Annotated in this window: 25 protein-coding genes; 16 read left to right on the top strand and 9 right to left on the bottom strand. The window is 57.3% G+C overall.

Annotated elements, in window-relative coordinates; translation table 11 throughout:
- Window positions 1-51: 51 nt before the first annotated feature.
- A complete protein-coding gene (locus HFD87_RS05100) occupies window positions 52-2,409 on the bottom strand; it encodes a membrane-bound PQQ-dependent dehydrogenase, glucose/quinate/shikimate family (RefSeq protein WP_010244959.1) in 2,358 nt (785 codons plus the stop codon).
- A 667-nt stretch (window positions 2,410-3,076) separates the two neighbouring features.
- Between HFD87_RS05100 and HFD87_RS05095 the strand changes: the two genes are divergently transcribed.
- Together HFD87_RS05095 and HFD87_RS05090 are read left to right on the top strand one after the other, a co-directional pair.
- A complete protein-coding gene (locus HFD87_RS05095) occupies window positions 3,077-4,090 on the top strand; it encodes a GT-D fold domain-containing glycosyltransferase (RefSeq protein WP_132498621.1) in 1,014 nt (337 codons plus the stop codon).
- 191 nt (window positions 4,091-4,281) lie between these two features.
- The gene (locus HFD87_RS05090; protein ID WP_167423029.1) at window positions 4,282-5,604 is read left to right on the top strand and encodes an MFS transporter; all 1,323 of its coding nucleotides are present in this window, start codon (window positions 4,282-4,284) and stop codon (window positions 5,602-5,604) included.
- Between the two features lie 92 nt (window positions 5,605-5,696).
- Here the strand turns inward: HFD87_RS05090 and HFD87_RS05085 are convergent, their stop codons facing one another.
- Both HFD87_RS05085 and HFD87_RS05080 read right to left on the bottom strand, forming a co-directional pair.
- Complete coding sequence (locus HFD87_RS05085; protein WP_167423028.1) at window positions 5,697-7,127, bottom strand: cytosine permease; 1,431 nt, start codon at window positions 7,125-7,127, stop codon at window positions 5,697-5,699.
- 355 nt (window positions 7,128-7,482) lie between these two features.
- A complete protein-coding gene (locus tag HFD87_RS05080; RefSeq protein ID WP_167423027.1) occupies window positions 7,483-7,938 on the bottom strand; it encodes a helix-turn-helix domain-containing protein in 456 nt (151 codons plus the stop codon).
- A gap of 129 nt (window positions 7,939-8,067) precedes the next feature.
- Between HFD87_RS05080 and HFD87_RS05075 the strand changes: the two genes are divergently transcribed.
- On the top strand, window positions 8,068-9,279 hold the full coding sequence (locus tag HFD87_RS05075) for an MFS transporter (protein WP_167423026.1): 1,212 nt from the start codon (window positions 8,068-8,070) through the stop codon (window positions 9,277-9,279).
- The gene (locus HFD87_RS05070) at window positions 9,276-10,160 is read left to right on the top strand and encodes an EamA family transporter (RefSeq protein ID WP_022625667.1); all 885 of its coding nucleotides are present in this window, start codon (window positions 9,276-9,278) and stop codon (window positions 10,158-10,160) included. Before HFD87_RS05075 ends, HFD87_RS05070 begins: the two co-directional genes overlap by 4 nt.
- A 16-nt stretch (window positions 10,161-10,176) precedes the next feature.
- On the opposite strand, the gene HFD87_RS05065 is transcribed toward HFD87_RS05070, so the two are convergent.
- From HFD87_RS05065 to HFD87_RS05050, 4 genes are all read right to left on the bottom strand, one after another.
- Window positions 10,177-10,809, bottom strand: coding sequence for a DapH/DapD/GlmU-related protein (locus HFD87_RS05065; RefSeq protein ID WP_010244979.1), 633 nt, complete (start codon window positions 10,807-10,809; stop codon window positions 10,177-10,179).
- A 626-nt stretch (window positions 10,810-11,435) separates the two neighbouring features.
- Window positions 11,436-12,737 (bottom strand): sorbosone dehydrogenase family protein, encoded by a 1,302-nt coding sequence (locus tag HFD87_RS05060; RefSeq protein WP_010670132.1) that lies wholly within the window; start codon window positions 12,735-12,737, stop codon window positions 11,436-11,438.
- Window positions 12,738-12,749: 12 nt separating this feature from the next.
- Window positions 12,750-13,157, bottom strand: coding sequence for a hypothetical protein (locus HFD87_RS05055; RefSeq protein ID WP_010244987.1), 408 nt, complete (start codon window positions 13,155-13,157; stop codon window positions 12,750-12,752).
- 165 nt (window positions 13,158-13,322) lie between these two features.
- Window positions 13,323-14,438: an ABC transporter substrate-binding protein gene (locus tag HFD87_RS05050; protein WP_167423025.1), complete on the bottom strand. Its 1,116-nt coding sequence runs from the start codon at window positions 14,436-14,438 to the stop codon at window positions 13,323-13,325.
- Window positions 14,439-14,784: 346 nt separating this feature from the next.
- Here HFD87_RS05050 and HFD87_RS05045 point away from each other — a divergent pair, with 346 nt between their 5' ends.
- The 6 genes from HFD87_RS05045 to HFD87_RS05020 all read left to right on the top strand — a co-directional run bounded on the left by HFD87_RS05045 (window position 14,785) and on the right by HFD87_RS05020 (window position 21,236).
- Window positions 14,785-15,939, top strand: a complete 1,155-nt coding sequence (locus HFD87_RS05045; protein WP_167423024.1) for a mandelate racemase family protein — start codon at window positions 14,785-14,787, stop codon at window positions 15,937-15,939.
- 123 nt (window positions 15,940-16,062) lie between these two features.
- Window positions 16,063-17,694 carry an ABC transporter substrate-binding protein gene (locus HFD87_RS05040; RefSeq protein ID WP_167423023.1) on the top strand — a complete coding sequence of 544 codons (1,632 nt, stop codon included), beginning with the start codon at window positions 16,063-16,065 and terminating at the stop codon, window positions 17,692-17,694.
- A complete protein-coding gene (locus HFD87_RS05035; RefSeq protein ID WP_010245000.1) occupies window positions 17,691-18,722 on the top strand; it encodes an ABC transporter permease in 1,032 nt (343 codons plus the stop codon). Before HFD87_RS05040 ends, HFD87_RS05035 begins: the two co-directional genes overlap by 4 nt.
- Window positions 18,719-19,624, top strand: a complete 906-nt coding sequence (locus tag HFD87_RS05030) for an ABC transporter permease (protein WP_167423022.1) — start codon at window positions 18,719-18,721, stop codon at window positions 19,622-19,624. Before HFD87_RS05035 ends, HFD87_RS05030 begins: the two co-directional genes overlap by 4 nt.
- Window positions 19,596-20,462: an ABC transporter ATP-binding protein gene (locus HFD87_RS05025; RefSeq protein WP_167423097.1), complete on the top strand. Its 867-nt coding sequence runs from the start codon at window positions 19,596-19,598 to the stop codon at window positions 20,460-20,462. The genes HFD87_RS05030 and HFD87_RS05025 overlap by 29 nt, the downstream gene beginning before the upstream one ends.
- Before the next feature lie 9 nt (window positions 20,463-20,471).
- On the top strand, window positions 20,472-21,236 hold the full coding sequence (locus HFD87_RS05020; protein WP_167423021.1) for an ABC transporter ATP-binding protein: 765 nt from the start codon (window positions 20,472-20,474) through the stop codon (window positions 21,234-21,236).
- Between the two features lie 70 nt (window positions 21,237-21,306).
- Here the strand turns inward: HFD87_RS05020 and HFD87_RS05015 are convergent, their stop codons facing one another.
- Window positions 21,307-21,945 (bottom strand): RpiB/LacA/LacB family sugar-phosphate isomerase, encoded by a 639-nt coding sequence (locus tag HFD87_RS05015; protein ID WP_003853539.1) that lies wholly within the window; start codon window positions 21,943-21,945, stop codon window positions 21,307-21,309.
- A gap of 139 nt (window positions 21,946-22,084) precedes the next feature.
- Between HFD87_RS05015 and HFD87_RS05010 the strand changes: the two genes are divergently transcribed.
- The 3 genes from HFD87_RS05010 to HFD87_RS05000 all read left to right on the top strand — a co-directional run bounded on the left by HFD87_RS05010 (window position 22,085) and on the right by HFD87_RS05000 (window position 23,736).
- The gene (locus HFD87_RS05010) at window positions 22,085-22,414 is read left to right on the top strand and encodes a cupin domain-containing protein (RefSeq protein WP_167423020.1); all 330 of its coding nucleotides are present in this window, start codon (window positions 22,085-22,087) and stop codon (window positions 22,412-22,414) included.
- 266 nt (window positions 22,415-22,680) lie between these two features.
- The gene (locus tag HFD87_RS05005; protein ID WP_010245020.1) at window positions 22,681-22,920 is read left to right on the top strand and encodes a hypothetical protein; all 240 of its coding nucleotides are present in this window, start codon (window positions 22,681-22,683) and stop codon (window positions 22,918-22,920) included.
- A gap of 321 nt (window positions 22,921-23,241) precedes the next feature.
- Window positions 23,242-23,736: an ATP-binding protein gene (locus HFD87_RS05000; protein ID WP_010245024.1), complete on the top strand. Its 495-nt coding sequence runs from the start codon at window positions 23,242-23,244 to the stop codon at window positions 23,734-23,736.
- A 19-nt stretch (window positions 23,737-23,755) separates the two neighbouring features.
- Here the strand turns inward: HFD87_RS05000 and HFD87_RS04995 are convergent, their stop codons facing one another.
- Window positions 23,756-24,649 carry a dihydrodipicolinate synthase family protein gene (locus HFD87_RS04995; protein WP_167423019.1) on the bottom strand — a complete coding sequence of 298 codons (894 nt, stop codon included), beginning with the start codon at window positions 24,647-24,649 and terminating at the stop codon, window positions 23,756-23,758.
- 125 nt (window positions 24,650-24,774) lie between these two features.
- Between HFD87_RS04995 and HFD87_RS04990 the strand changes: the two genes are divergently transcribed.
- From HFD87_RS04990 to HFD87_RS04980, 3 genes are read left to right on the top strand one after another with little or no spacing between them, the layout of a single operon-like run.
- Window positions 24,775-25,089: an antibiotic biosynthesis monooxygenase gene (locus HFD87_RS04990; RefSeq protein WP_010245030.1), complete on the top strand. Its 315-nt coding sequence runs from the start codon at window positions 24,775-24,777 to the stop codon at window positions 25,087-25,089.
- Window position 25,090: 1 nt separating this feature from the next.
- The gene (locus HFD87_RS04985) at window positions 25,091-25,474 is read left to right on the top strand and encodes an amino acid-binding protein (protein ID WP_010245033.1); all 384 of its coding nucleotides are present in this window, start codon (window positions 25,091-25,093) and stop codon (window positions 25,472-25,474) included.
- Between the two features lie 4 nt (window positions 25,475-25,478).
- The gene (locus HFD87_RS04980) at window positions 25,479-26,189 is read left to right on the top strand and encodes a helix-turn-helix transcriptional regulator (protein WP_167423018.1); all 711 of its coding nucleotides are present in this window, start codon (window positions 25,479-25,481) and stop codon (window positions 26,187-26,189) included.
- Window positions 26,190-26,236 lie beyond the last annotated feature (47 nt).

Raw genomic sequence — 26,236 nt, 5'->3', positions numbered from 1 at the left:
AAAAAAAGCTGAGCGCCAGGGCGGCGCTCAGCGGGTCGGTTTTTTAAAAAATCACTTCAGACGGAAAGCGACAACGCTGTCGCCCGCCGTGGTGCCGAGCGAGCCGTGGCCGCCCGCGGCAATTACCACATACTGCTTGCCATCTTTGCCCATAAAGGTGGATGGCGTGGCCTGCGCACCCGCGCTCAGTTCAGTCTGCCACAGCAGTTCGCCGGTGGTGCTGTCGTAAGCACGGAAGAAGTTATCTGCCGTTGCGCCGTGGAACACCAGATCACCCGCCGTCAGCAGCGGTCCGCCGTGCGCCACCATACCCATCGGGAAACCGAGCGGGAAGCGGCCAGGCAGGAAGCTGGTCTTGAGGTTTTTGGTGGTGCCGACGCGACGCAGCCATTCGGTTTTGCCGGTGGTCAGATCCACACCGACCATCCGTCCCCACGGTGGCGCGATGCAGGGAATACCCAGACCCGACGCCATCTGCTGGATGTGGATAGCGTAGTCACCGTGGAAGTTCTCATTCCAGTACGGCGTACCATCTTTGGTGAAGGTACGCTGGGTTTCGGTTTCCGGCGTGCGTCTGATGAGGTTGTATTTGTAAGCCAGGCGCACCGGTGCCGCAATCAGCATCTGACGCTGTGGATCAACCGCTACTGAACCCCAGTTAAACACCCCGATGTTGCCCGGGAAGATCAGCGAGCCTTTCTCCGTTGGTGGCGTCCACGGGTTACCGTCATAGCGCAGCTCACGGAACGTGGTGCGGCAGGCCATCTGGTCAAACGGCGTAATGCCCCACATTGACTTCTCAGTCAGCGGCTGCGGAATGAAGTTCAGGCTGGAGACCGGCTGGGTCGCCGCATACTGCTCGCCTTTAATACCATCCGTGGAGACCTTAACCTGCTCTACCGGATAAACCGGTTCGCCGGTCAGGCGGTTCAGCACAAACAGGTTGCCGGTTTTGGTCGGCAGGATCACCGCCGGTTGCGGTTTGCCCTGATAGTTGATGTCCACCAGCGACGGCTGTGACGGATTATCGCGATCCCAGAGGTCGTGGTTCGAACTCTGATAACGCCATTTGAACGCACCGGTTTTCAGATCCAGTGCCACCAGCGCATCACGGAATTTTTCAGTGTTGCTGGCGGGATCGCGTTCAAGTCCCACTTCATCCGGCGAGGCGTTACCAAACGGCACATAGACCAGGCCGTTTTTCAGATCGGCGCTCAGGGTGGCCCAGGCGACCGGGGTATCCTGCGGATAGGTTGCCCCTTCAGCGACCGGTGCGGTGTTATCCGGGTTAGCCGGATCGAAGTTCCACACCAGACGACCGCTGACGGCATCATAGGCACGGATCACACCTGATGGGTTACCGCTGTTGAAGCCGTTATCCATCACCGAACCGCCGACAATCACCAGGTTGCCTGCCACCAGTGGCGCGGCAGTCTGCATCAGCGCGTGCGGACGCACCTCGCCCATGTTGGCGCGCAGATTCACCACACCGTTGTCACCAAAGTCAGCACAGGCTTTACCGGTATCGGCATCCAGCGCCAGCAGGCGGGCATCGGTGGTGGCATTGAAAATACGCTTGCGGCAGATGGCCGGCGATGCGCCCGTCTGCTGCTGCGCCTGCTGACCGGCATCGAAGTAGCTCACGCCACGACAGGTCTGGTGCTGCTGCAGATAAGAGCGGTTTTTATCCGGCGTCGTTTTCCACTTCACCGCACCGGTTTCCGGGTCAAGGGCATGGACTTCGTTGTGCGGCGTACAGAAGTAGAGCATGCCGTTGGCTTTCAGCGGTGTCGCTTCAAAGGTGTATTCGGTCGCATCGTCACCCTGACGCAGATCGCCGGTGTGATAGGTCCAGGCCACTTCCAGATCTTTCACGTTATCTTTAGTGATCTGCTTCAGCGCCGAAAAACGCTGACCATCAGCCGTTCCGCCATAGGCGCTCCACTCTTCAGCGGCACCGCCGGTCGCAGAGGCGTTGCGCGGCGTATTAATGGTGCCCTGCTGCGGCAGCGGATCGTAGAAGCAGAGACCGATGACCAGCAGCACCATCAGGACGACGGAACCCCCGAGGAAAGGATGGAAACGACGCTGCCCCTGATAGAGCGGACGCACCACCCACGGCAGCGCCAGCCAGAGACCCAGCACGCCAAACAGGTCGCCGCGCGGGATCCACTGCCATTTGTCGAAGCCCACTTCCCAGATAGTCCAGAACAGAGTGATCCACATCAGCAGCGCATAAAGCGTCAGCGCACTGCGTTTGTTCATCAACAGCAGAATCGCGCTGAGCAGAACGCCCACGCCCATCAGCGCATAGAACGCGCTGCCTCCTGCAAGCAGGAGTTGTCCTCCCATGTAAATCAGGGCGATAGCAAATATCACCATGATTATACTGGTTATTTTATTGATCATGATCCATCCTCGGGTCATTAGCGGCAATTGAAAGGTTAAGCTGGAAACATAAATTCAACGAGATTTTAACTTACGCACGAAATATGTAAAAACGTGTATAAGCGTTAATCATTAGAAATATTTATTATAAATGTCACCTGTTAATGCGGTCAGGCCGCTTTTTTTACTTTCTGAAGGGCTGATTACGGGATATCCATCACAAAAAATTAACCATAGGCTGCTAACGACCGCACCTTTTGTTCAAAGGCGATTAATTAACAGACAAGCCGCCCTTCTGTAACGCCAGCTAAAGTGTGCCCGACGAAAGATTTTCAGAGTCAAATAATCATAATGGTTTATTAACTCTGTTCTGAAATAACTCTTATTGCTGAAATCGGGAATGTTACTGCCCTGCTGTTATTCTTGGCGGCTTCATCAACGCTGGTGCGGTGTCGCTGCTGTTCAAATGATTTAATTGTGCCAGCCTGAACGCGTTTTTATTATTTTCCTGAAAAATAACACTCAGGAAATAGATTAATGAACAAAGGGATTTTGCCGATGAAAACGATTTCAGATATTCCGTAGCATGACGCTTATTTTATCTGTGATATATATCAGCTCTCTTATATTCGTTTATCCGGCCAGCAGGCGGGATTTTTCTGGCAGCAATGAACCAGGCAGGTTAACTATGACCGCACTTCACGCTATTTATCGCAAGTTTCGTTTCCCTTTTAAGTTTCTTAATGCTGCCATTCGCTATCCTGCCGCGCAGGCACGGGTAAAGCGTTATTCCGTCATGTCGATAGAAGAGACTGTCGATCTGTTATTACGTAACCCACAATTATCTCTGGCCCGTTATGGCGACGGTGAACTGGAAATGACCTGGTATAAAAATATCGGTTTTCAGCCATTTGACCCGAATCTCTCTGCACGGCTCAAAGCCTTGCTGCAGCAAGATTCAGGAGCCAACCCGAACTGTCTGATCTGTCTGCCGGATGCCTTTCGTACCACCCGTAATATGCGGGGCGGGTCGGCCCTGTTCTGGTTCTTCCATAAATCATTTTATTTTAAATATTATGAGGGTCTGCTGAATAAACAGTACCAGTATGGAAATACCTCGGTGACCCGTCCCTATCACGATTATAAAGGCAAGCAATTATCCCGGACGATATTTGATAAGTTTAAACAGCTCTATCAGGGCCGCCGGGTATTAATTGTGGAAGGCAGTGGCACACGTCTGGGATTAGGCAATGATTTACTGGAGGGAGCCAGCGAAGTGAAACGTATTACGACGCTGAACCGTAATGCCTTTTCCGTCTATGATCGTCTGTTTGATACCGTTTTAAAGAATGCCGTCAACTTTGACCTGGTCTTGATTTCATTAGGGCCGACCGCAACCGTGCTGGCATATGATTTAAGTCAGCACGGTATCCGCTGTATTGATAGCGGCCACGTCGATATTGAATATGAGTGGATGCTGGCCAGTGCCACCAGCAAAATAAAAGTGGACGGAAAAAACGTCAATGAGGCGGGCGTACTGCTGAGTGAACAGACTACGGTGGCAGATGCGACTTATCAGCAGCAGATTTTACAACACGTTGGCGAAATACCCCAGGTCGGGACGGCTGATACAGAAGCAGTCACGCAAGCCGTGGTTATCCCGCTGCCACACGTCAGCCCCAACCATCATAACGCCGCCTGAGCCTCACCACCGACAGGCAGCGGCTGCACCGCATTGAAGCGCAGGCGAATTATTAGCGGGATCAGTTAAGCCTATTCGGGGCGGGCTCAGGGGGCCGAATTCTGTGCTTGTCCGCGGTTTGCCGGATAAATACCCTTTCCGGCATCAATTTTGCTTCTGCTCTCCTGAGACATTTAATCAGGAGAAGTGAGATGACAATCAGCCGTTACCGTTACACCATATTTTCACTGCTGTTCCTGATCGCCCTGATCAACTATATCGATCGCGGCGCCCTGTCGTTTGCGGCTAACGCCATTGCGGCGGAGTATCACTTCAGCAAAGTCCAGCTCGGAGCCGTGCTGGGCTACTTTGGCTTTGGCTATCTGTTTGGTTCGCTGTGTGGCGGCTTTCTTGCCGACCGCATCGGCACGAAAAAAGTCTGGCTGCTGGCAGGCGTACTCTGGTCGCTGCTGGAGATCGCCACCGCCTGGGCGGGGGAACTGGGCATGGCGCTGTTTGGCGGATCCGCCATTATGGGCTTTGCTGCCCTTCGCATCATGTTTGGTTTTTCCGAAGGCCCGGCCTATGCGCTGATGAACAAGGCGATTGCTCACTGGGCACCCGATAATGAGCGCGGCTTTGCACTGGGCATCGGCCTGCTCTCGACCCAGGTTGGCGCGCTGCTGACCGCCCCGATTGCGGTGGGCCTGCTGCTGCTGACCCATGACTGGCGCATGATGTTTATCCTGCTCGGTGTTTTCTCCCTGCTGGCGATGGCGCTGTTTGCCCGCACCTTCAGCGACAGCCCGGAGAAAAGTCCACATACCAATGCCGCAGAACGTCAGCTTATCCAGACCGGTCAGCGCCGCAGCGCGAGCGACAGCGTACCACTGCCCTGGTGGCGCTTCTTTACCAGCCGCACCCTGGTCTGCAACGCGCTGGGCTACTTCTCATTCCTCTACATCACCTTTACCCTGGTGACCTGGATGCCGAAATATCTGCAGGATAATTTCCATTACGACCTGCACTCACTGTGGTACGTCGCGATGATCCCGTGGAGCGGCGCCTGTATCACGGTGCTGCTGGGCGGTCGCATTGCCGATGCCCTGCTGGCTCGCTTCCGTAATCTGCGTCTGGCGCGCAATCTGTTTGCCGCCGTCACGCTGTGCGGCACCGCCTGCTGCTTTATGGCGATCCCCTATGTGCAGTCGGCTGCGGGGATTATTGCACTGATGACCCTGGGCAATGCGCTGAATGCACTGGTAAACAATGTCTACTGGTCGGTGGTGATTGATGTCACCCCTAAAGCGTCGGTGGGCACCTACAGTGGCATGACGCTGGCGATAGCCAATCTGGCAGCGATTATCTCTCCGATGCTCTGCGGCTGGCTGGCGGAATATTACGGCTACAACGCGATGTTTACCGTCACCGCGCTGATCGCCTTTGGCAGTATGCTGGCAATGACACTGCTGCAACCGGAGAAGCCGCTGGTGGCCGAGGCGCAGACCGGCGCAGCGGACGTTTCTGCCGCCTGATCTTAAAAGAGGATTTCCTGACACGCGGGTGATCACACACCCGCGAAGAGTGACACTCCCTGAAAGGCTGCCGCTCAGGCGGCCTGACCTTGTTATTGGGCGGGATAGATTGACTGTTCGGGGATGCCCCGACGATCCCAGCGGCTGGCAATCAGCCATAACAGTGCCGTCGCAAACCAGCCGATGATCCACGAGACATCATTACCGGCAAAAATCCAGGTCAGCGATCCATGGTGCAGCGGATTATCGATAAACGGCAGTTGCACCAGCACGCCCAGAAAATAGACGGTAATACCGGCCAGGTTCCAGCGTCCATAGCGCCCGTCCGGCTGCGACAGTGCCGGGACATCAACCCTGCCCCTGGTGATCAGATAGAAATCGGTCAGGCTGATCGCGCTCCACGGCACAAAGAAAGCCAGCAGAAACAGCAGGAAGTGGGTGAAGGATTTCAGAAAGGCCGGTTCACTGAGCAGAGCAATGACGCAGGCCAGCGTAACCATAAGCACCACAAACAGAATGCGCCCACCCCGACTCAGCGTGGTTTTCTGCCGGAAGCCAGAGACAATGGTGGTCAGTGACATAAAACTGCCGTAGGCGTTCAGCGTGGTAAACGTGATTTTTCCAAAGCAAATGGCGAAATAAATCACCATGGCCATGGTCGCCGTGCTACCCATGCTCACGATGTAACCGACCTCATTGCCTGCAAACGCACTTCCGGCAATGGCAGCGACAATCACCCCCAGCGTCATTGAAGCCTGCGTGCCAAGTACAGTGCCAAAAAAGACTGAACTGAAGAGTTTCTTCGCAGAGACATCAGCTGGCAGATAGCGTGAATAGTCAGAGACATAAGGACAGAAGGCAATTTGCCAGGATGAAGACAGTGAGACCGCCAGCAGGAAATTTGCCGGGGTAAAGTGCTGATTCTGCCACACAGCTGATAAGTCATGCGCAGAGAACAGCGTGATAAACAGATAAGCAAAGGCTAAAACGCCAATGACGCTCGCCAGCTTGCCCAGTTGATGAATCACGCGATAGCCCAGCACCGCAATGATCACGATGAGGGTGCTGAACAGGATCATCCCGGTTGAATGACTGACATGGATAAGTTTAGCCAGCGCCTGCCCGGCTAATACTGTCCCGCTGGCTGAAAATCCCACATACATAATGCACACCAGCACCAGAGGAATAACAGCACCAAACACGCCAAACTGCATACGGCTGGTGATCATCTGCGGTAAACCCAGGCGCGGACCCTGGATCGCATGCAAAGACATGATCGCTGCACCCAGAATCTGCCCCACCAGTAAGCCGATAAGAGACCACACGACGTCTCCACCCAGCACCATGGCCAGCGCACCCGTGACTATAGCCGTGATTTGCAGATTGCCACCAAACCAGAGCGTAAACTGGTTAAAGGGATGACCATGACGTTCACCCAGCGGGATGTAATCAATGGAGCGGGTTTCTGACAGGCCCTGTTTCTCTGAGCCTGAATAATCTGATACAGATGATTTGACCGACATAGATTCCTCGCTGGTACAGTGAGAGACGTGTTGACTGAAAGCGTGATTTGCCCAGTCCAGGGTTGAGAGTACATGTCTATACAAGCAGCGATATTGTCATGCGCATCGGGAAGTTACAAGGCAACCGGTCATTGGAAAATGTGATGATATCGACAGGCCTGTCAAGATGCGGGGCAGGAAAGGATGAGGAAGCGCGGGGACCTGTTTCCGGGGATAACGCCCTTATGGCGGGGCGTAAAACGGGAGTAAGGCATTTTGTTCGATCACCGCTACAGGCGACAGCGATGATCGGGTAACGCGTACGATGTCAGGCCTGCCAGTCTCAGAGTGTGCGGAAGAGGAAAAACCCTGACGATTACCCTTCAGCCACCACCCGCTGACGATGACAGTCGGCCGGTTCCAGTTTTTGCCCCTGTGAAGAGATAACCTCCAGGCGCGGCAGCGGCTTTCCTTCCGCATTATCCAGCAGCACAGAGTGGGTTTCGCCCTTCTCAAACAGGTAACGCTCGCCCCACTGGCGCATCGCGACCACAACCGGAAACAGCGAACGGCCTCTTTCGGTCAGGACATATTCGCTGTAGGCGCTGCCGTCGGAGGCCGGCGCAATCTCAAACACCCCTATCTCCACCAGCTGCTTCAGGCGTGACGCCAGGATATTTTTCGCCAGCCTTAAATTCCGCTGGAAGTCACTGAATCTGCGGACGTCATCAAAGGCTTCACGCACGATCATCATGCACCAGCGCTCACCTATCGACTCCAGGGTTCTGGCGACCGGACACTCGCTGGTTCTCAGGGATTCCTGCTTAGCCATGCTCTTCTCTCACGCTGCCTGTCTCATGATGGCAGTTTAGCCACTCCGAAAAGAAGTTGCAAAAAAAAACCAGCCCGGTTAAAGATATCGCCAATCCAGTTTCAAATAAAAACCAGAAAGGAAAGCAACATGACCTGTACGATTGGCAAGGCGCGTGATCCTGAAGCCGATTCGCCCCCAGCCGCGATCCCGGTGCTCTCGTCCCGGATGATCTTTTTGTTCTCACTCACCTCTGCGCTGGCGGTCGCCAATGTTTACTCGGCACAGCCTCTGCTGGAGTCGATCGCCGCCAGCCTGCAGGTTTCCACCGGCACCATTGGCACAGTGGTAACGGCTACGCAGAGCGGCTACGCCCTCGGGCTGATCTTTCTGGTGCCGCTGGGCGACTGCGTGAACCGCAAAAAACTGGTGATTATCCAGTTGCTGCTTTCCGTGCTGGCGTTAATCACTGCTGCGGTTGCGCCAGACCTGATGACGCTGCTCTGCGCAATGCTGCTGGTGGGATTAATGGCGGTGGTCACGCAGCTAATGGTGGCGTGGGCCGCCATGCTGGCATCGCCAGAACAGCGCGGACAGGTGGTGGGCAGCGTGACCAGCGGCATCGTGATCGGCATCCTGCTGGCGCGGTTTGTTTCCGGGATGATTGCTGACCTGGCGGGCTGGCGGGCGGTCTATCTGACGGCTGCCTGCCTGTTACTCCTGATCTCGCTCATCCTGGCGAAAGTGCTGCCCGCCACAGCAGGTCAGACGCGGCGCACATCTTATCCTCACCTCTTATTGTCTGTTTTCCGTCTCTTCCTCACGGAACCGCAGCTGCGCAGACGCGGGATCCTGGCGCTGCTGATTTTTGCGTCCTTCAGTATGCTCTGGTCTTCGATGGTACTGCCACTTACCGGCCTGTCACTGTCACACACCCACATCGGGATGTTCGGCCTGGCCGGACTTGCCGGTGCGCTGGCGGCCTCCAGAGCAGGCGCATGGGCTGACCTGGGCCAGGGGCAGCGTGCCACTGGCTTAGCCCTGGCGTTGCTGACCTTCTCCTGGCTGCCGATAGCCGCGCTTCACATCTCGTTACTGTTGCTGATTTTCGGGGTGATCCTGCTCGATTTCGCCGTCCAGACGGTGCATGTGATTAATCAGAGCCTGATCGTGGCCGCCCGACCTGAGGCGGCAAGTCGTCTGGTGGGTGCCTATATGTGCTTTTACTCGCTGGGCAGTGCGCTGGGGGCCATCGCCGCCACTCAGCTTTATACACACTGGGGATGGCAGGCTGTCTGCTATGCCGGTGCAGCGGTCAGTGCCTCTGCCTTTCTCTGCTGGTCCGGAGTACGTCAATCATGAAATTAACGCATCTGCTGCTCGCCGTCATGATCACCGCCATCTGGGGGGTTAACTTTTCCGTTATCAAACTCGGCCTGCAGGCGGTCGACCCGTTTATCCTGGCAGGCATCCGTTTTACGCTCTGCGCCCTGCCAGCGCTGTTCTTTATTAAGAAACCGGACGTGCCGTGGCGCTACCTGATCAGCTATGGCCTGGTCTTCGGGATTGGCCTGTGGGGTCTGGTGAATCTGGGGATTAAAACCGGACTGTCGGCGGGCATCGCCTCGCTGCTGCTGCAGTTCAGCGCCTTCTTCACGCTGCTGCTCGGTGGCTGGGTATTTAAAGAGCGTCTCAGCCGCTATCAGATCGCCGGGTGTGCGCTGGCCTGCGCCGGTCTGCTGAGCATTTTTTTCATTACCGATGGCTCAGTGACGTTTTCCGGCATGCTGCTGGTGCTGGCAGGCGCGGTCGCATGGAGTATTGCCAATATCATCAATAAAAAAGCGGGCACCCGGCAGGTTTTTGCTTTTCTGGTCTGGTCGAGCGCCTTTGCACCCATTCCACTCTTCCTGCTGGACGGGCTGGTCAATGGCAGCGCGGGCTATCACGCACTGTTCACCCAGCTGGATGTGAAGGCGGTGTTGTCGATACTGTTTCAGGTCTATCCCAATACCCTGCTGGGCTACTGGGTGTGGAACTGGCTGCTGAAACACTATCCGGTTTCTACGGTCGCGCCACTGTCGCTGCTGGTACCGGTGTTCGGCATCCTGGGTTCAGTGGCGATATTTGGCGAAACGGTTTCACCTCAGAAAATCGCCGCGCTGCTGCTGATCGTCGCCGGACTGGCCGTCGGGCTCTATGGCCAGCGGGTTGTGCGCTATTTCGGCGTACAAACCGGCTGACGGCGCCGTGGGGTGGCTATGCACCGTGCCGCTGGCAGAACGCTTCGATGTCACCGTGCTGAAAATCGGGCAGATTCGCCAGCAGTTTCTCCAGGGGCCAGTTCCACCAGGCAATGCGCTGGAGACGTGCGGCGATAGCCGGTGTAAAGCGCACCCGCAGTGGCCTGGCCGGCACCCCGCCCACGACGCTGTAGGGCGCGACGTTTTTCGTCACGACTGCACCCGCAGCCAGCACCGCACCATCTCCAATGGTGACGCCAGGCAGCACAATTACGCCGTGACCTATCCACACATCGTGACCGATTATCACCCGATCGGCGCGACGGGCGGAAAAGAACCCCTGATCGCGCCGGGCGTCGGGGTGGTAATACTCCGGGCAGTAGGTAAAGCGATGCTGGGAAGCGCGGTCCATAGGATGATTCGGCGCGCCAATGCGCACCTGATTAGCAATGGCGCAGAAGCGCCCCACCTGGGTATCGGCCAGGCAGCAGTGTTCACCGACATAGGAGAAGTCACCCAGCTCGCTATATTCCAGCGTGCTGTGCGCCAGGATCTCACACTGCTGACCCACAGTGGTTTCGCGCATCTTCACACTCTCATCAATCCAGGTGTGCGCTAATCGGGCGGGCATAACGGCGGCAATGGACATAAAACTCCCGGTCTGGATAAGCAGCGCCCCGGCGGCGTGCTTTGCCGCACCACCTTACCCGCCTCCGATGACAGAGAATTGACAAAGAAAAAAGGCGGAGTGGTTAGCTCCGCCTTGTTTCAAGTTCCGGTTAACCTGCGTGACCGGTCAGTTGCATAAGGGCAACGATGATCTGCAAGATGACCCGGATAAGATCCAGAATCAGCTTAGTCAGTTCCATCACTTTCCTTCTCCTTTTACAGGAGCGCGCTGTTCGGCAACCAGGGCTTTGACTCTACCCGCCGGGCGCCTAAGCACATCTTTGTGGAGAGAGCTGAGCGGCACTCATGGTTAAAGCCACAGGCCAGCACCACCTGATGCCTGCCGGGATTTTAAAACCGTGCCCCTGGGAGCGGCCAGTCGACAATGAGGCGATGCTCAACACTCAACACCTGTATAAACATACAGCATTTTGGCGAAACTTGAAATCCTTAGCCGCACATTTTACAATCTTGTTTGTGGAGAGTGCTGAGCACCTCGTTCGCAGCGCGGTTACCAGCCGGGTAGCGAACAAAAAATAAAGGATTTGGCGAAATGCCAAATCCTTTTTTTATGCCTGCTTTCTGCTTAAAAAAGCAGCGCAATGCTTACTTCGCGGCGCTGATTCGCCACACGGTATTACCCGCATCATCAGCAATCAGGACACCGCCCTGTTTGTCGCTGGCCAGACCGACCGGTAATCCACGCACCTGCTTTTCGTCGTCCGTCAGGAAGCCCGAGACCACCGTCTGCGGCTGACCCACTGGCTTGCCGTTTTCAAATTTCACCCACACCACTTTGTAGCCATTCAGCGGCGTACGGTTCCAGCTGCCATGTTCACTGATAAACGCACCGCCCTGGTATTGCGGCATGTTATCTGCGCCGTAGAACAGCAGCCCCAGCGGAGCGACATGCGAACTCAGGGCATAATCAGGCTTAATCGCTTTCTCAACCAGATCGGGACGCTGCGGTTCGGCACGGGTATCCACATGCTGACCAAAGTAGCTGTAGGGCCAGCCATAGAAGCCTTTGTCCTGCACTGAGGTCATGTAGTCAGGCACCAGATCGGAGCCGATTTCATCACGCTCGTTGACGATGGCCCACAGTTTTCCGCTCTGCGGTTCCCACTGTAAGCCGGTCGGATTGCGCAATCCGCTGGCGTAGATCCGGCTGGCACCGCTGGCCGCGTCCACTTCCAGCACCGCGGCGCGGCGATACTCTGCGCCAATGCCGTTCTCGGTGACGTTACTGTTGGAGCCGACACCCACATAGAGCTTGCTGCCATCGGGGCTGGCCAACAGCGCTTTGGTCCAGTGGTGGTTAATCGGCCCGCCCGGCAGTTCCGTCACCTCTTCAGGCGCGGTGCGGATCTCCGTCTCCCCTTCGCGATAGGGGAACTTCACCAGGCTGTCAGCATTCGCGACGTAAAGGGTATTGCCAATCAGTTGCATACCAAACGGCGAGTGCAGATTCTCAATAAAGCGGTGCTGCTCCCATTTGCCATTGACGTTGCGCAGCAGCGTAATCCGGTTGCCGCCAGCGCCGCCCTTACCTGACGCTTTCTGCACAATGCCCATAATCAGCTGTTTAGGCCGGGTGGTGGGTTTGGCCGGGCCGTTGGATTCCGCCACCAGCACATCGTTATTCGGCAGCACATAAACCTGACGCGGATGCTGCAGATTGTCAGCGATCTTTTCGATTTTCAGCCCGTCAGCCACTTTTGGCATTTCGCCCGCTTTCCACGGCGTGCCTTCCGGCACCTGCATCGGCGGCATAAAGAAGTTCTGTGCCTGCGGCAGTTCAGGATTCGGTCCGATCTGCTTTTGCGGATCGACAAGCGCACCATCATCACAGCCTGCCAGCAGTGCTGTCAGGGTAAGCGCGAGCAACGTTTTATGCGGTATCTTCATGGTGGCTCCTCCTTAAGCGCTACGCTGACGTAACGCAAGTTGCACATTCGCCAGCAGCAGCAGCGCTACCACCAGCGTCGAAAGCGTCACGCCCAGCGGGATGACAGCGGCGGCATCACGGCTGTGAATAAACGCATTGACGATAGCGATCACAATCGCCACCAGCCAGAGCCAGAAATGACTCTTTTCCGCACTGTCACTGCCGCGGAACAGATAAACCAGCGCGATGAGTCGCGGCACAATCGCCAGTATCAGTCCCAGCGCAATCAGCCAGCCTGCGGCATCCGTCCAGAACAACACAAAGGTCTGGCTATAGAGAATATCGAACAGCCAGGCCGCGACAAAAAAGCCCAGCGGCACCGGCTCCAGCAGAGCGTACAGCGTCACGGCAAAGGCCGATCTTCCCAGGGTATTGCGCATGTTTCTCTCCATTTTTAACGTGAATGCGGACCGCGTCAGACGTCGCGCTGCTCAGAGCAACTGACTCCGCGCCTGTAAAAGATTAGTAAATCTGAAGAGAAACAGAGGGTTTATTCGGGAGGAATTGCAAATCAGGCGGATGACGTCCCTGTCATCGCCGGTCAGTCAGGGTTTATCAGCGGGTAAAGTAACCCAGTATCCTGGCTGATAAGGCAGCGGCAGGAACTTCTCGTGGAACGTGCGGAAGGTGGCGTCCGGATCCAGATCGGCAAACAGATCGGGATGCAGCCATTTCGCCAGCGCCTGGATAGCCACAAACTGGTAAGGGCTGTCGTAGAACTGATGCCAGATGGCGTGGACATTGCCGTTGTGCGCCACCGGCAGGGTTTTAAAAGCATCGCGCATCATCAGCTCCTTAAGACGCGCGGTAGCCTCGGTGACATTGGCACCCGGACCGACGCCGACCCATTTGCCCACGGTATTGTAATTCTTCCAGTTAGCGCCGGTCACCACCACCACATCCGGCTGGCTGGCGATAATCTGTTCCGGGTTAACGGTGCCGAAGGTGCCAGGGATCAGATCTTTAGCGATGTTACGACCGCCCGCAATCTCGACCATCTGACCAAAGTTCTCATTGCCAAACGACATGCAGCACTCGTCGCTGTAGCCGCCTGCACGGTCAATCATCACTTTCGGGCGGTAGCCGGTAAAGTTCTTCAGACGCGAGGTGACAAGGTCAATCTGCTGCTGGCGGAAGGTGATAATTTCCTGGGCACGCGCCGGTTTGTTCACCAGTTCGCCCATGATGCGGATACTTTTCTCAGCATTCACCATCGGTGCTTCGCGGAAATCGATAAACACCACCGGCACGCCTACTGCCTGCAGTTTTTCAATCAGCTTGCCTTCATCGGTGGCGGCTTTGGATTCCAGATTCATCAGCACCAGATCGGGCTTCAGGGTTAACGCCTGCTCGACGTTGAAAGTGCCATCTTTCGCCCCGCCAAAGGTCGGTAATTTTTTAATTTCCGGATAGCGTTTTTCGTAAGCCTGATAGCCGTCCCAGTCCGCTTTCGGGAAGTCGTCACGCCAGCCAATCACCCGTTTAAATGGGGCATCAGTATCAAATGCCGCCAGCAGATACATCTGACGACCCTCACCCAGAATGATGCGTTTTGCCTCCTGCGGCACCTCGACCTGACGGCCTGCGACATCGGTAATCAATTTGGCCGAAGCCGTCCCTGCCAGCGTGAGCAGACCCAGCGCTAAAAACCATTTTTTCATTGTAAAAACCCGCACAAATGATAATGAGAATTATTAATGTAAAGCGGCGTTACTATCACCTAAAACAGTGGTCAGGGGAAGTCATCCGGTTAAATGTTTTTTGCGGCGGGGTTAACTGGCGGAGTAGCGCTCAAAGAGATCCCTTGAGAGGAAAAAGCGGAGCGTGTCGCTGCTCACAAAACGGTCAGCTTTCGTGAATATGTTCACAACACCCTGGGCAGTTGCACACATATTAGCCATTAATCGTATCGTTTTGGCTAATGCGTTAATGAATTGTGAAGGCTAGATTGAAAATGAAACAGCGTTTTAATAATTCATCAGGACAGACTGCCACAGGAGCTTAACCGTGAAGATCAGCGCCATTGATGTCACCCTTTTTACCTATCCCACCCAACGCTGCGCCGACAGCGCCGGACACTCCCACCCTGGCCCGGAAAATGATGCGCAGATGGCGCTACTGACCCTGACCAGCGAGGAAGGCGACTGTGGTTACGCCTTTGCGCCGCCGGAAGTGGTGCGATCCCATGTGGTTAATGCCTTTTTCCGCAAAGTGCTGATCGGTCAGAACGCCTTTGACCGGGAGCGTCTTTGGCAGGATCTGGTGCACTGGCAGCGCGGCAGCGCCCATCAGCTCACCGAGCGGGCGCTCTCCGCTGTGGAGCAGGCATTGTGGGATCTGATTGGACGGAAGCTGAAACAGCCTGTCCACAAACTGCTGGGCGGCTATCGCGAGAAGATCCCGGCTTACGGCAGCACCATGTGTGGTGACGAGCTGAGCGGTGGATTATCAACGCCGGATGAGTATGCGCAGTTCGCGGAAAAGCTGGTGGCGCGCGGGTATCAGGCGATCAAGCTGCACACCTGGATGCCGCCGGTCTCCTTCGCACCCAGCCCGGCGATGGATATCAAAGCCTGCGCGGCGGTGCGTGAAGCGGTGGGCCCCGATATCGCGCTGATGCTGGATGGCTATCACTGGTACAGCCGCAGTGACGCGCTGACCATCGGCAAGGCGCTGGAAAAGCTTAATTTCGCCTGGTTCGAGGAGCCGATGGAGGAAGAGAGCATGGCCTCTTACGCCTGGCTGGCCGAAAACCTCTCTATCGACGTGCTTGGTCCGGAGAGCCTGGGCGGTAAACATCACAGCCGCGCCGACTGGGTGCGTGCCGGAGCCTGCGACATTCTGCGAGCCGGTGCCAATGGCGTAGGCGGCATCTCGCCCACCCTGAAAGTGGCGAATCTGGCTGAAGCCTTTGGCATGGATTGCGAAGTGCACGGCAACGGTGCGGCCAGCCTGGCGGTGGTCGGGGCGATCCGTAACTGCCGCTGGTATGAGCGCGGCCTGCTGCATCCCTTCCTGGATTATGAAACACCGCCCGCCTACCTCAACAGCCTAATCGATCCGATGGACGATCAGGGATTTGTCACCCTGCCGACCCGCAGCGGGCTGGGTGAGGATATTAACTTAAGCTGGATTGAGACGCACACGCTGAACCGCTGGTAAATCGCACTACCGAAGTACGGCAAACAATAATAACCCCGTCGCCCGCCTGCTGCCTGCCATCCCGGTGGCCAGCAGCAGGCAGAGTCGTAAACGGGAAAACCTCTGACCTGCTGGACTTTACCTATGACCCTGACACAACGATGTGGCGCGTGGCTGATCACACTGCTGGTGCTGACGGGCAGCGCGTCAATCCAGGCAAAGACCCCGGATGACCAGCTGATCGTCGGCATGAATATGAATAACCTGCTCACCCTGGATCCGGCCGCTATGACCGGCAACGAAGTGGTCGGCATTGTCGTAAATCTCTATGACGGACTGGTCGAGCTGAACCCGCAGCAACTCACCGAGGTGCGCCCGGCGCTGGCGGAACGCTGGTCAGTCAGCCCGGATAACCGCACCCTGACTTTTCACCTGCGCGACAACGTCAGGTTTCACTCCGGCAATCCGCTGACCAGCGCCGATGCGGTCTGGTCGATGCGGCGGGTGCTGCATCTGAACCTCGCGCAGGCGTCGGTGTGGAAATCGTACGGCTTCAGCCGCGACAACGTTGACCAGATGATTACCGCACCCGACGACCGCACGCTGGTGATCAACCTGCCCAGACCTAACGATCCGCAACTGGTGATCTACTCGCTGGCGGCGCTGGGCAGCATGGTGGTGCTGGACAGCAAAACCGTGCAGCAGCATGAGGTGGATGGCGACTGGGGCAACCGCTGGCTCACGACCCATGAAGCGGGCTCCGGCCCGTTCCGGCTGGATGTGTGGCAGGCAAAAGATGTGCTGCGCATGAGTCGTGCGGCTGATTACTGGCGCGGCGAGGCGAAGATGTCGCGGGTGGTGTTCCGCCATCTGCAGGAGTCGCAAACCCTGCGGCTGATGATGGAGAAAGGCGATCTGGATATCGCCAGTAACATGGCGATCCCCGACGTGCGCGCCCTGCGGCACGACCCCGACCTCACCATTGATGCGGTAAGAAAAGGAACGATCTACTACCTGGCGATGAGCATGAAAGATCCGCACTTCGACAATATCAAAGTGCGGGAGGCGGTACGCTACCTGGTCGATTATCAGGGCATCAATAAAAGTCTGATGACCGGCTATGGCGAGCTGCATCAGCGCCCGATTCAGGCTGGCATGCCCGCCACGCTGCCCGACCCCGGTTACCGGCTCGATGTGCCGCGCGCCCGCGCACTGCTGGCTGAAGCGGGTTATCCGGACGGCTTCGACACCACGCTGCGGGTGCTGGCCGATCAGCCCTTTCTGAACATCGCCATCGCGGTTCAGTCGACGCTGCTCCAGGGCGGGATCCGCGCAAAAATCATCACCGGCACCGGTAACCAGATCTATGGCGCGATGCGCGATCGCCAGTTCAGTCTGCTGGTCGGACGCGGCGGCAGCGGCGTGGAGCCACATCCCCACTCCAGTCTGCGCTCGCTGGTCTATAACCCGAATAATGCTGACAGCGCCCGGCTGACCAACTTCCAGGGGTGGCGCACCGGTTTCTACGACGCGCAGCTCAACAGCATGATCGATCAGGCGCTGGTAGAGCGCGACAAAACCCGCCAGCAGCAGGCCTATTACGCCATCCAGCAGCGCTATGACCAGCTGGTGCCTGCACTGATGCCGATTTCACAAATGCTCGACTCCGTGGTGGTCAGCAACCGGGTGCAGGCTTATCAGCCGCATCCCTCAGCGACCACCTTCCTCCGCGATGTCTGGAAAACCCCTGAAGCCAAAGCGGGAGGCACCCTATGATCCTGACCCTGACCCGAACTCAGTGCCGCCGCATCAGCCATCGCGCGGTGCAGGTAGTGATTACCCTGTTCGGCCTGCTGCTACTGACCTTTTTTATTGGCCGGGTAATGCCGCTGGATCCGGTGCTGGCGATTGTCGGCCCCGACGCCGATCAGGCCACCTATCAGCAGGTTTATCACCAGCTCGGCTTTGATAAACCGCTGTGGGTGCAGTTTGGCATCTACCTTAACGCGCTGCTGCATGGCGATCTCGGCCATGCGCTGCTCACCGGTCAGCCGGTGGTGCATGACATTGTGCGCGTCTTTCCGGCAACCGTAGAGCTGGCCACGCTGGCGATTGTGATTGGCGCAGGACTGGGCGTGCCGCTGGGTGTGCTGGCGGCGGCGCGTCGCAACAGCGTCATCGACTATGTGGTGCGGATGCTCAGCCTGGCCGGTTACTCCACCCCAATCTTCTGGGTCGGCATGATTGGCCTGCTGCTGTTCTATGCCCATCTCGGCTGGGTCGGCGGCGCAGGTCGGGTGGACTTCAGCCTGGATGGCATCGTGCCACGTCGCACCGGCTTTATGCTGATTGACGCCCTGCTGGCGGGCAACAGCCAGGTGTTCTGGAATGCGCTGAATCATCTGGTGCTGCCCGCCTCGCTGCTCGGCTTTCACTCCATGGCCTATATCAGCCGCATGACGCGCAGCTTTATGCTCGCGCAGCTGTCGCAGGAGTTCATTCTGACCGCGCGGGTCAAAGGCCTGACTGAATGGCAGGTGATCTGGCAGCACGCCTTCCGCAATATCCTGGTGCAGTTGCTGACCGTGGTGGCGCTGGCCTATGGCTCGCTGCTGGAGGGCGCGGTGCTGATTGAAACCGTCTTCTCCTGGCCCGGCTTTGGCTCCTACCTCACCGGCAGCCTGATGCTGGGCGATATGAATGCGGTGATGGGCTGTGTGCTTGTGGTGGGCCTGATTTTTGTGCTGCTTAACCTGATCTCCGACCTGCTCTATCAGGTGTTCGATCCGAGGACCAAAGTATGACGATCTCTTTTGACGCTGCGTCTGTGAGTCATTCCCGTGAGCGGCTGGTGCGCTGTCAGCGTTTTGCTGCCCGCTGCGGCTATTTCCTCTGGCGCATGGCCTGTAATCCCCTGACCGCGATTGGTGGTGGCATTGTGCTGGTGCTCTGCATCGTGGCGCTGTTCGCGCCCTGGATCGCGCCGTATCAGCCGCTGGTTCAGGATCTGAACAATGCGCTGACGCCTCCCGGCGCGGCCCACTGGTTCGGCACCGACGAGTTTGGCCGGGATATCTTCAGTCGTCTGGTGTGGGGCGCACGCATCACGCTCTACATCGTGCTGCTGGTATCGGTCACCGTCGGGCCGCTGGGCCTGCTGCTGGGCGTCACCGCCGGTTATTTTGGCGGCAAAGTCGACGGCGTGCTGATGCGCGTCACCGATATCTTTATCTCCTTCCCGAGCCTGGTACTGGCGCTGGCCTTTGTTGCCGCGCTGGGGCCAGGTCTGGAGCATGTGGTGATTGCGATTACGCTCACCGCCTGGCCACCCATTGCCCGTCTGGCCCGCGCTGAAACGCTGTCGCTGCGTCAGGCGGACTTTATCTCGGCGGTGCGCTTACAGGGCGCGTCGCCGTTGCGGGTGCTCTGGAAGCACATTATTCCGCTCTGCCTGCCGTCGGTGATTATCCGCATCACCATGAACATGGCGGGCATTATCCTCACCGCCGCCGGGCTGGGGTTTCTCGGGCTGGGCGCGCAGCCGCCGGATCCGGAATGGGGCGCGATGATCGCCAGTGGCCGCACCTACATGCTGGAGTGCTGGTGGGTGGTGACCGTTCCCGGTCTGGCGATCCTGATTAACAGCCTGGCATTTAACTTTTTAGGAGATGGCCTACGTGACCTGCTCGATCCCCGCAGTGAGTAACGCCTCGCCGTTGCTCGACGTGCGCGATTTGCACGTGAACTTTGTTAACGGACGCCAGATAACCCCGGCGGTGCGTGGCATCTCCTTTCAGCTCGGTCAGGAGAAGCTGGCGATTGTCGGTGAGTCCGGCTCCGGTAAATCGACCGTGGGTCGCGCCCTGCTGCAGCTGCATCCGGCTAAGGCGCGCATTGAGGCGAGCCGGATGCAGTTTGGCGATATCGACCTGTTGCACGCCAGCCCGGCAGAGATGCGCGCTATTCGTGGCAAACGCATCTCGATGATTATGCAGGACCCGAAATATTCGCTGAATCCGGTGATCCGGGTTGGCGAACAGATTGCCGAAGCCTGGCGCAGTCACCATCGCGGCCAGAAATCGGCGGCACGTCAGCGGGCGCTGGCGATGCTGGAGGAGGTGCAGATCCGCGATCCTGAACGGGTATATCAGCTCTATCCCCATGAGATTTCCGGCGGCCAGGGGCAGCGCGTGATGATCGCCATGATGCTGATCACCGAGCCGGAACTGGTGATTGCCGATGAGCCTACCTCTGCGCTGGATGTCTCGGTTCGCCTGCAGGTGCTGGCGCTGCTGGATGATCTGGTGAAAGCGCGCGGTCTGGGACTGATTTTTATCAGTCACGATATCAATCTGGTGCGTAGCTTCTGCGATCGGGTGCTGGTGATGTATGCCGGGCGCGTGGTGGAGTCGCTGGCCGCCAGCGAACTTGACCGCGCGCAGCATCCCTACACCCAGGGACTGCTGGCAGCACTGCCCGACCTTGATCGGCGGCGCACCCGTCTGCCGGTGTTACAACGTCACGCCAGCTGGCTAACTGACTAAGGAGTTACGATGATTGAGGTGAAAAATCTCAACCTGAGTTTTGGTGAAGAGGGTCGCCGTAATCAGGTGCTGTTCGACGTGAGCCTGCAGGTTAAACAGGGTGAAATCTTCGGGCTGGTCGGTGAGTCGGGTTCGGGCAAAACCACGGTGCTGAAGTGTCTGGCGGGCCTGTTTAATCACTGGCAGGGAGAGCTGACCATTGATGGACAGCCGCTGGCACACCGCATCGATCGGGCGCGCTGCCGTCAGGTGCAGATGGTGTTTCAGGACCCTTATGGCTCGCTGCATCCGCGTCACACACTGGGCGATATTCTTGAAGAGCCATTACAGATTCAGGGTATCGGGCAGCGCCAGCAGCGCGTCGTGGCAATGCTGGATAAGGTCGGGCTGAATCGTGCCTGGCAGACGCGTTATCCGCACCAGCTTTCCGGTGGTCAGCGTCAGCGCGTGGCGATTGCCCGGGCGCTGATTTTAGAGCCGCGCGTGCTGCTGCTGGATGAGCCGACCTCCGCGCTGGATGTTTCGGTGCAGGCGGAGATCCTCAATCTGCTCAGCGATCTGCAGCAGCAGGAGAACCTGACCTATCTGATGGTGACACACGATCTCGGCGTGGTGGCGCACCTCTGCCATCGCGTGGCGGTTATGCAACAGGGCAAGGTGCTGGAGACGCTGGATCTGCCGACGCTGGTGGCCGACCGCGCCGCGATGCCCTACACCCGGATGCTGGTAGAGGCGAGTCGTCATTACAATCCGGCGCTTGCGCAGCAGAGCTGACATTCAGCTGATGTCGGGAAAGAGAGAATAAAAAAAGGCCGGTCAGACCGGCCTTATGACCCCGGATGCGTTAGTGGGTCAGCTGACGCACAAAAGCGACGATTTCCTGATTTTTGCCATGCTCAAACAGACACTGCTGGAAGCGTGGGCCACTAACGGCAGTACGCACCAGTTCAGGGTCGATGGCGCGCAGCGTGTCGAGGTAGTTCTCTTTGATCACGGCAGCTTTGACCTGATTCAGCAGGCCGGCATTACGCACCTGCGGCTCTTTACGCTCTGGCGGATAGCCATTGCCCTTCTCGCCGGTGAAGGCTTTTTCAAAGATAAAGCGCAGGTTAAGTTCAGCGCCCCAGCCAAAGCCTTTGGCGAATGGCAGAGATAAAGCATTACCGTTGTTGATCTGGGCAAACAGGTAGGCATCCGCCGGATCGATACAGTAGCCGCAGACAACGCCCGGATGAATGTTAAGCGACATCAGCGCGCCCTGCCCGGTGCCGCAGCCCGCGACCACGAAATCCACGGCCTGGCTGTTGAGCAACACGCTGGCCTGAATGCCGAGATGAATATAGGTCAGGTGGTGATCCTGCTCATCGCTCATACCGACGTTGAAGACCTGATGGCCCAGCGGCTGTGCGACGCCTTCCAGTTCTTTCAGCACGGTAACGTTTTTAGCGGCCTGGCTGTTTTCCATCATTAACGCGATTTTCATGATCTACCCTTATAAATTAATTGAAACACCGTTTCATTTTAGTGAAAAACCACTAAAGTGCATAAACTAATTCACCCGAGTGCTGTGAGATCCATCACAAAACGGTCACCGCAGCAGGGGCAACCGCAGGAGGATTGCGATGTTTATCTACCATAAAGAGCGACCACTGGAAGATCTGGGCAACGGCGTGACCCGCCGCGTGCTGGCATACGGCGGCACTATGATGGCGGTAGAAGTGTTTTTTGAGAAAGAGGCTGTCGGCCCGCTGCATCACCATCCCCACGAGCAGCTGACCTATGTGCTGAGCGGACGTTTTGCATTCACCATCAATGGTGAAACGCGTGAGGTGGGCGCAGGAGATACGCTCTACAAAGCGCCCAATGTGGTTCATGGCTGTGTCTGTCTTGAGGCGGGCACGTTACTGGATACGTTTACACCGCAGCGCGAAGATTTCCTGACCGCTGAATAGTGCAGGCGGCCCGATGGGCCGCCTGTTGACCTGACGCAGGACTGACCTGGTTTTTCCCGCCTCCGCATCCTGCTTCAGGCCCGCAGAATTTTTCTGAAATTCCTTATCCCGCTAACTTAATGATTAGCTGACATTTACGCCGCAACCGCGCTGCGCTTAGCTTCGTCCTGAAAATCAATCGGGCAGATTTCTGTACAAATTCCGGATCGTTGTATAAGTTTAATAGCAATCGCCGAACATTTTTTAACCCGAAACAGGACAATATTATGCCAATGCAAAACACCCTCACGTTGCCGGTGAATCACAGTGGCCCGGTCAAAAATGAGTTTAGTTCATCCTTTGCGGTGTCTGAACAGGACAAACTCAACTTTCTGATCGAAGAGTTACTGGAAGCGGGCAAGGAAAAAAGCTGTATGGAACTGCTGCGCCATCTGGCATCCGCAGACAGTGCAGAAGAAGAGGCATGCTGCCGCGAACTGCTGACGTTGCTGATGGCACAAAAATGAAGTCAGTTGCCAGCTGTTCAGCGCCAATTCCCCCCTTTCTGAAAGCGTATCTGATATTGCACTCAACGCCTGACCGCACTTCCCCGTTCAGGCGTGTCAACATGCCCAGCGAAAGCCGCGGTTTTTTCTGAATGCAGTAACGCCCGCAGCAGCAGAGACTGTTACGCGCGGTAAACCGGGTTTTACTCACCAGCAACTTTTTGCCTCTCATTGCTTATCTCTCCCCTGTTTTGTTAGCCTGAATCCCGCTTCGGCGAGACCTGCTTTACTTTCCCTTCGCGTAATGCGCGCGGTTCACTATCAGGCTGACACAGGAGTGATATGACCATGACTTTTGCCCCCGCCACGCTGCATCTGCTGTGTGGAAAAATTGCCTCCGGGAAATCGACGCTGGCGGCGGAGCTGAGCGCCGCCCCCGGTTGCGTGGTGATCAGCGAGGATCAGTGGCTCGCCGCGCTCTATCAGGACGAGATGCAGTCGGTGGCCGATTACGTGCGCTATGCGGCAAAACTCAGAAAGGCGATGACGCCTCATCTGGTCGCGCTGCTTAACGCAGGGGTGTCGGTGGTGCTCGATTTTCCTGCCAACACCCGGGCGAATCGCGACTGGATGATGTCGGTGATTAAGGCATCCTCTGCCGACCATCGCCTGCATTATCTGGACGTACCGGATGCGCTGTGTAAATCGCGCCTGCACGCCCGAAATCAGGGTGGCGAACACGCCTTTGCCGCAACGGACGAGCAGTTCGCGCTGATTACCCGCTATTTCGAAGCGCCGCAGGAGGAAGAAGGCTTTAACCTGGTGCGCCACGGTTAATGCCTTCTGGCGCGGGATCTTAAGAGAGGTCGAGTGCCGCGAGCACGTCAGCAATCTGCTGGCAGTGCGCATCGGAGAGCGGCTGCAGCGGGCGCGGCAGGCAGTCGCGTTCGGTCAGTCCCAGCAGCCCCGCCGCAGCGCTGATCACCCGGAAACTGCCGCCATGCTGGCGGAACAGCGCCCATAACGGCTGCAGGCGATCGGACTGCGCCCTGACGCTCTGATGGTCGCCTGCGGCCGCCGCTTCGGTCATCGCTTTTGCAACGCGCGGAAACAGTCCGCCGCACACCGAATACCAGCCATCACAGCCCGCAATCAGCCCGTTGGCGGCAGAAGCATCGCCACTGACGCCAATCGACACGGAATCTGGCAGCGTGCCGCGCAGCTGAGCGAGGCGATCGTTAGCCGCAGATTGCTCCGCCGGTACCCCAGGAATTTTCACTGACCCGACACCGGAAAGTGCGGCGATCCGGCTCAGCAGCGCATCGGAAAACGTAAAATGGGTGGTGCCGGGATTGTCATAGATACAGACTGGCACCGAGGCGTGTCGCGTTACGGTCTCGAAAAGCGTGAACACCTCATCTTCATTCAACGCCTGATAACCCAGCGGCGGCAGCAGTAACGCGGCCGCGCCCGCCTGTTGCGCGTCCTCCGCCAGCGCCAGCACCTCGTCAGTGCCCACCGCACCAATGCAGATCATCACCGGAATTGACTCTGCATGTTCCACCGCCATTTCTGCGATACGCCTGCGCTGCGCGCGGGTGAGATAGGCGTAGCTGCCGGTGGACCCCAGCACGCCAAGGGAATCGACTTTTGCATCAGTCAGCCTGCGCAGCAGCCGCAAAAAAGCCGCTTCATCGGGCTTGCCTGCCGCAAAGGGAGTAAGGGGGAACGCACTGAGTCCGCTGAACATATCATCTGCTCCATTACAAGATTGCACCGGCTGGAGGTCGCCCCTGCAGCCATATTTCGTTACCGGCCGAAGCATCAACCCGCCCCGCCCGCTATTTTTGCGCTATCACCCAAAGGAGGATAGCGATGATTGCCGTACTATTTGAAGCCGAAGCCCGACCCGAACACCAGATGCGTTACCTGCAACTGGCTGCCGACCTTAAACCGCTGCTGATGCAAAACAGCGGGTTTATCTCTCTTGAGCGCTTTCAAAGCCTGACCGATGAGAAAAAAATTCTCTCGCTCTCCTGGTGGCGCGATGAAGAATCGGTGCTGGCCTGGAAGCGCAACCTTTGTCACCAGGCCGCACAGCGTGAAGGCCGCGAGACCCTTTTTGCCGGTTACCGTCTTCGCATCGTCACGCTGATCAGAGAATATGCCTCACAACAGGGAGTAAATTAACATGTTCGATATTCATGTCATCCTGCAAAATAGTCCAGGCACACTTTCCCGGCTCACCACGCTGCTGGGCCGTCATGGGATTGGCCTGGAAGGCGGCGGCCTGTTCTCCTTTGGTGAGCAGAGCCACGCTCATTTTCTGGTTGAGGAAGGCGAACGGGCGCGGGCCGTGCTTGAAGCAGAAGGTATCGCCGTCGAGGCAGTTAACGTCCCGCTTATTCGCAGGTTACCGCAACAGCGTCCCGGCGAGCTGGGGGCGATCACTGCACGCCTTGCCGATGCCGGAATCAACATCCTGGTGCAATACAGCGATCACGCTAACCAGCTGATCCTGATTACCGATAACAATCGATCAGCCGCCGGGCTGACCACAGAATGGGCACTGTAATCTGATGGCAACTCCACAACCGCATAACGCACCTGACGATAGCGAAGCACTTGAGAATGCGATTGTGGGCGTCGCCGCCGCAATGGCCGATCCGTCACGGGTGAAGATGCTGTCCGCGCTGATGGATGGACGCGCCTGGACCGCCACCGAACTCAGTGCCGTCACCGACGTGGCGCCCTCAACCGCCAGCGCCCATCTGAACCGGTTGATCACCAGCGGCTTGATCGTCTGCGTGGCGCAGGGGCGTCACCGTTATTACCGACTGACCGGCAGTGACATCGCTACGCTGATTGAGAACATGATGGGCGTGTCCTGGCGACGGATTGCCGCGCCGGCGAGCACCACCCCAACATCGCTTCGCTCCGCCCGCACCTGTTACGACCATCTGGCCGGTGAGATTGCGGTGCAGATTTATGCCGTAATGGCGCAACAGGGCTGGATCACGCCGGAAGGCAGCGCTGTCACCCTGTTGGGTCTGCAGCAGTTTGCGGCGTTGCAGATTGATCTGTCGCAGCCCGGACGCCGCAGAGCCTGCTGTGGCTGTCTCGACTGGAGTGAGCGCCGGTTCCATCTCGGCGGCTACGCGGGTGCAGCGCTGCTGAGTGCCTTTGAAACGCAAGGCTGGCTAACCCGGCAGCCTGGCTACCGTGAAGTGGTTTTTACCGTAGCGGGCGTCCGACATTTACATCAGATTTTTGGCATAACCTTTCCCTGACGCCTTGCTGCCTGCGTTCTGAACCTTTTTGTTGCCGCCAGACTCTG

Origin of the sequence: Pantoea sp. EKM21T (assembly GCF_011800405.1) — a bacterium.
Classification (GTDB): domain Bacteria; phylum Pseudomonadota; class Gammaproteobacteria; order Enterobacterales; family Enterobacteriaceae; genus Pantoea; species Pantoea agglomerans.
Note: the sequence above shows the minus strand (reverse complement) of the source record. Positions and strands in the feature narration are given on the sequence as shown.

Coding starts and splice junctions, on each gene's coding strand:
- HFD87_RS05100 (WP_010244959.1), bottom strand. CDS start 2,409: ATGATCAATAAAATAACCAGTATAATCATGGTGATATTTGCTATCGCC.
- HFD87_RS05095 (WP_132498621.1), top strand. CDS start 3,077: ATGACCGCACTTCACGCTATTTATCGCAAGTTTCGTTTCCCTTTTAAG.
- HFD87_RS05090 (WP_167423029.1), top strand. CDS start 4,282: ATGACAATCAGCCGTTACCGTTACACCATATTTTCACTGCTGTTCCTG.
- HFD87_RS05085 (WP_167423028.1), bottom strand. CDS start 7,127: ATGTCGGTCAAATCATCTGTATCAGATTATTCAGGCTCAGAGAAACAG.
- HFD87_RS05080 (WP_167423027.1), bottom strand. CDS start 7,938: ATGGCTAAGCAGGAATCCCTGAGAACCAGCGAGTGTCCGGTCGCCAGA.
- HFD87_RS05075 (WP_167423026.1), top strand. CDS start 8,068: ATGACCTGTACGATTGGCAAGGCGCGTGATCCTGAAGCCGATTCGCCC.
- HFD87_RS05070 (WP_022625667.1), top strand. CDS start 9,276: ATGAAATTAACGCATCTGCTGCTCGCCGTCATGATCACCGCCATCTGG.
- HFD87_RS05065 (WP_010244979.1), bottom strand. CDS start 10,809: ATGTCCATTGCCGCCGTTATGCCCGCCCGATTAGCGCACACCTGGATT.
- HFD87_RS05060 (WP_010670132.1), bottom strand. CDS start 12,737: ATGAAGATACCGCATAAAACGTTGCTCGCGCTTACCCTGACAGCACTG.
- HFD87_RS05055 (WP_010244987.1), bottom strand. CDS start 13,157: ATGCGCAATACCCTGGGAAGATCGGCCTTTGCCGTGACGCTGTACGCT.
- HFD87_RS05050 (WP_167423025.1), bottom strand. CDS start 14,438: ATGAAAAAATGGTTTTTAGCGCTGGGTCTGCTCACGCTGGCAGGGACG.
- HFD87_RS05040 (WP_167423023.1), top strand. CDS start 16,063: ATGACCCTGACACAACGATGTGGCGCGTGGCTGATCACACTGCTGGTG.
- HFD87_RS05035 (WP_010245000.1), top strand. CDS start 17,691: ATGATCCTGACCCTGACCCGAACTCAGTGCCGCCGCATCAGCCATCGC.
- HFD87_RS05030 (WP_167423022.1), top strand. CDS start 18,719: ATGACGATCTCTTTTGACGCTGCGTCTGTGAGTCATTCCCGTGAGCGG.
- HFD87_RS05020 (WP_167423021.1), top strand. CDS start 20,472: ATGATTGAGGTGAAAAATCTCAACCTGAGTTTTGGTGAAGAGGGTCGC.
- HFD87_RS05015 (WP_003853539.1), bottom strand. CDS start 21,945: ATGAAAATCGCGTTAATGATGGAAAACAGCCAGGCCGCTAAAAACGTT.
- HFD87_RS05010 (WP_167423020.1), top strand. CDS start 22,085: ATGTTTATCTACCATAAAGAGCGACCACTGGAAGATCTGGGCAACGGC.
- HFD87_RS05005 (WP_010245020.1), top strand. CDS start 22,681: ATGCCAATGCAAAACACCCTCACGTTGCCGGTGAATCACAGTGGCCCG.
- HFD87_RS05000 (WP_010245024.1), top strand. CDS start 23,242: ATGACCATGACTTTTGCCCCCGCCACGCTGCATCTGCTGTGTGGAAAA.
- HFD87_RS04995 (WP_167423019.1), bottom strand. CDS start 24,649: ATGTTCAGCGGACTCAGTGCGTTCCCCCTTACTCCCTTTGCGGCAGGC.
- HFD87_RS04990 (WP_010245030.1), top strand. CDS start 24,775: ATGATTGCCGTACTATTTGAAGCCGAAGCCCGACCCGAACACCAGATG.
- HFD87_RS04985 (WP_010245033.1), top strand. CDS start 25,091: ATGTTCGATATTCATGTCATCCTGCAAAATAGTCCAGGCACACTTTCC.
- HFD87_RS04980 (WP_167423018.1), top strand. CDS start 25,479: ATGGCAACTCCACAACCGCATAACGCACCTGACGATAGCGAAGCACTT.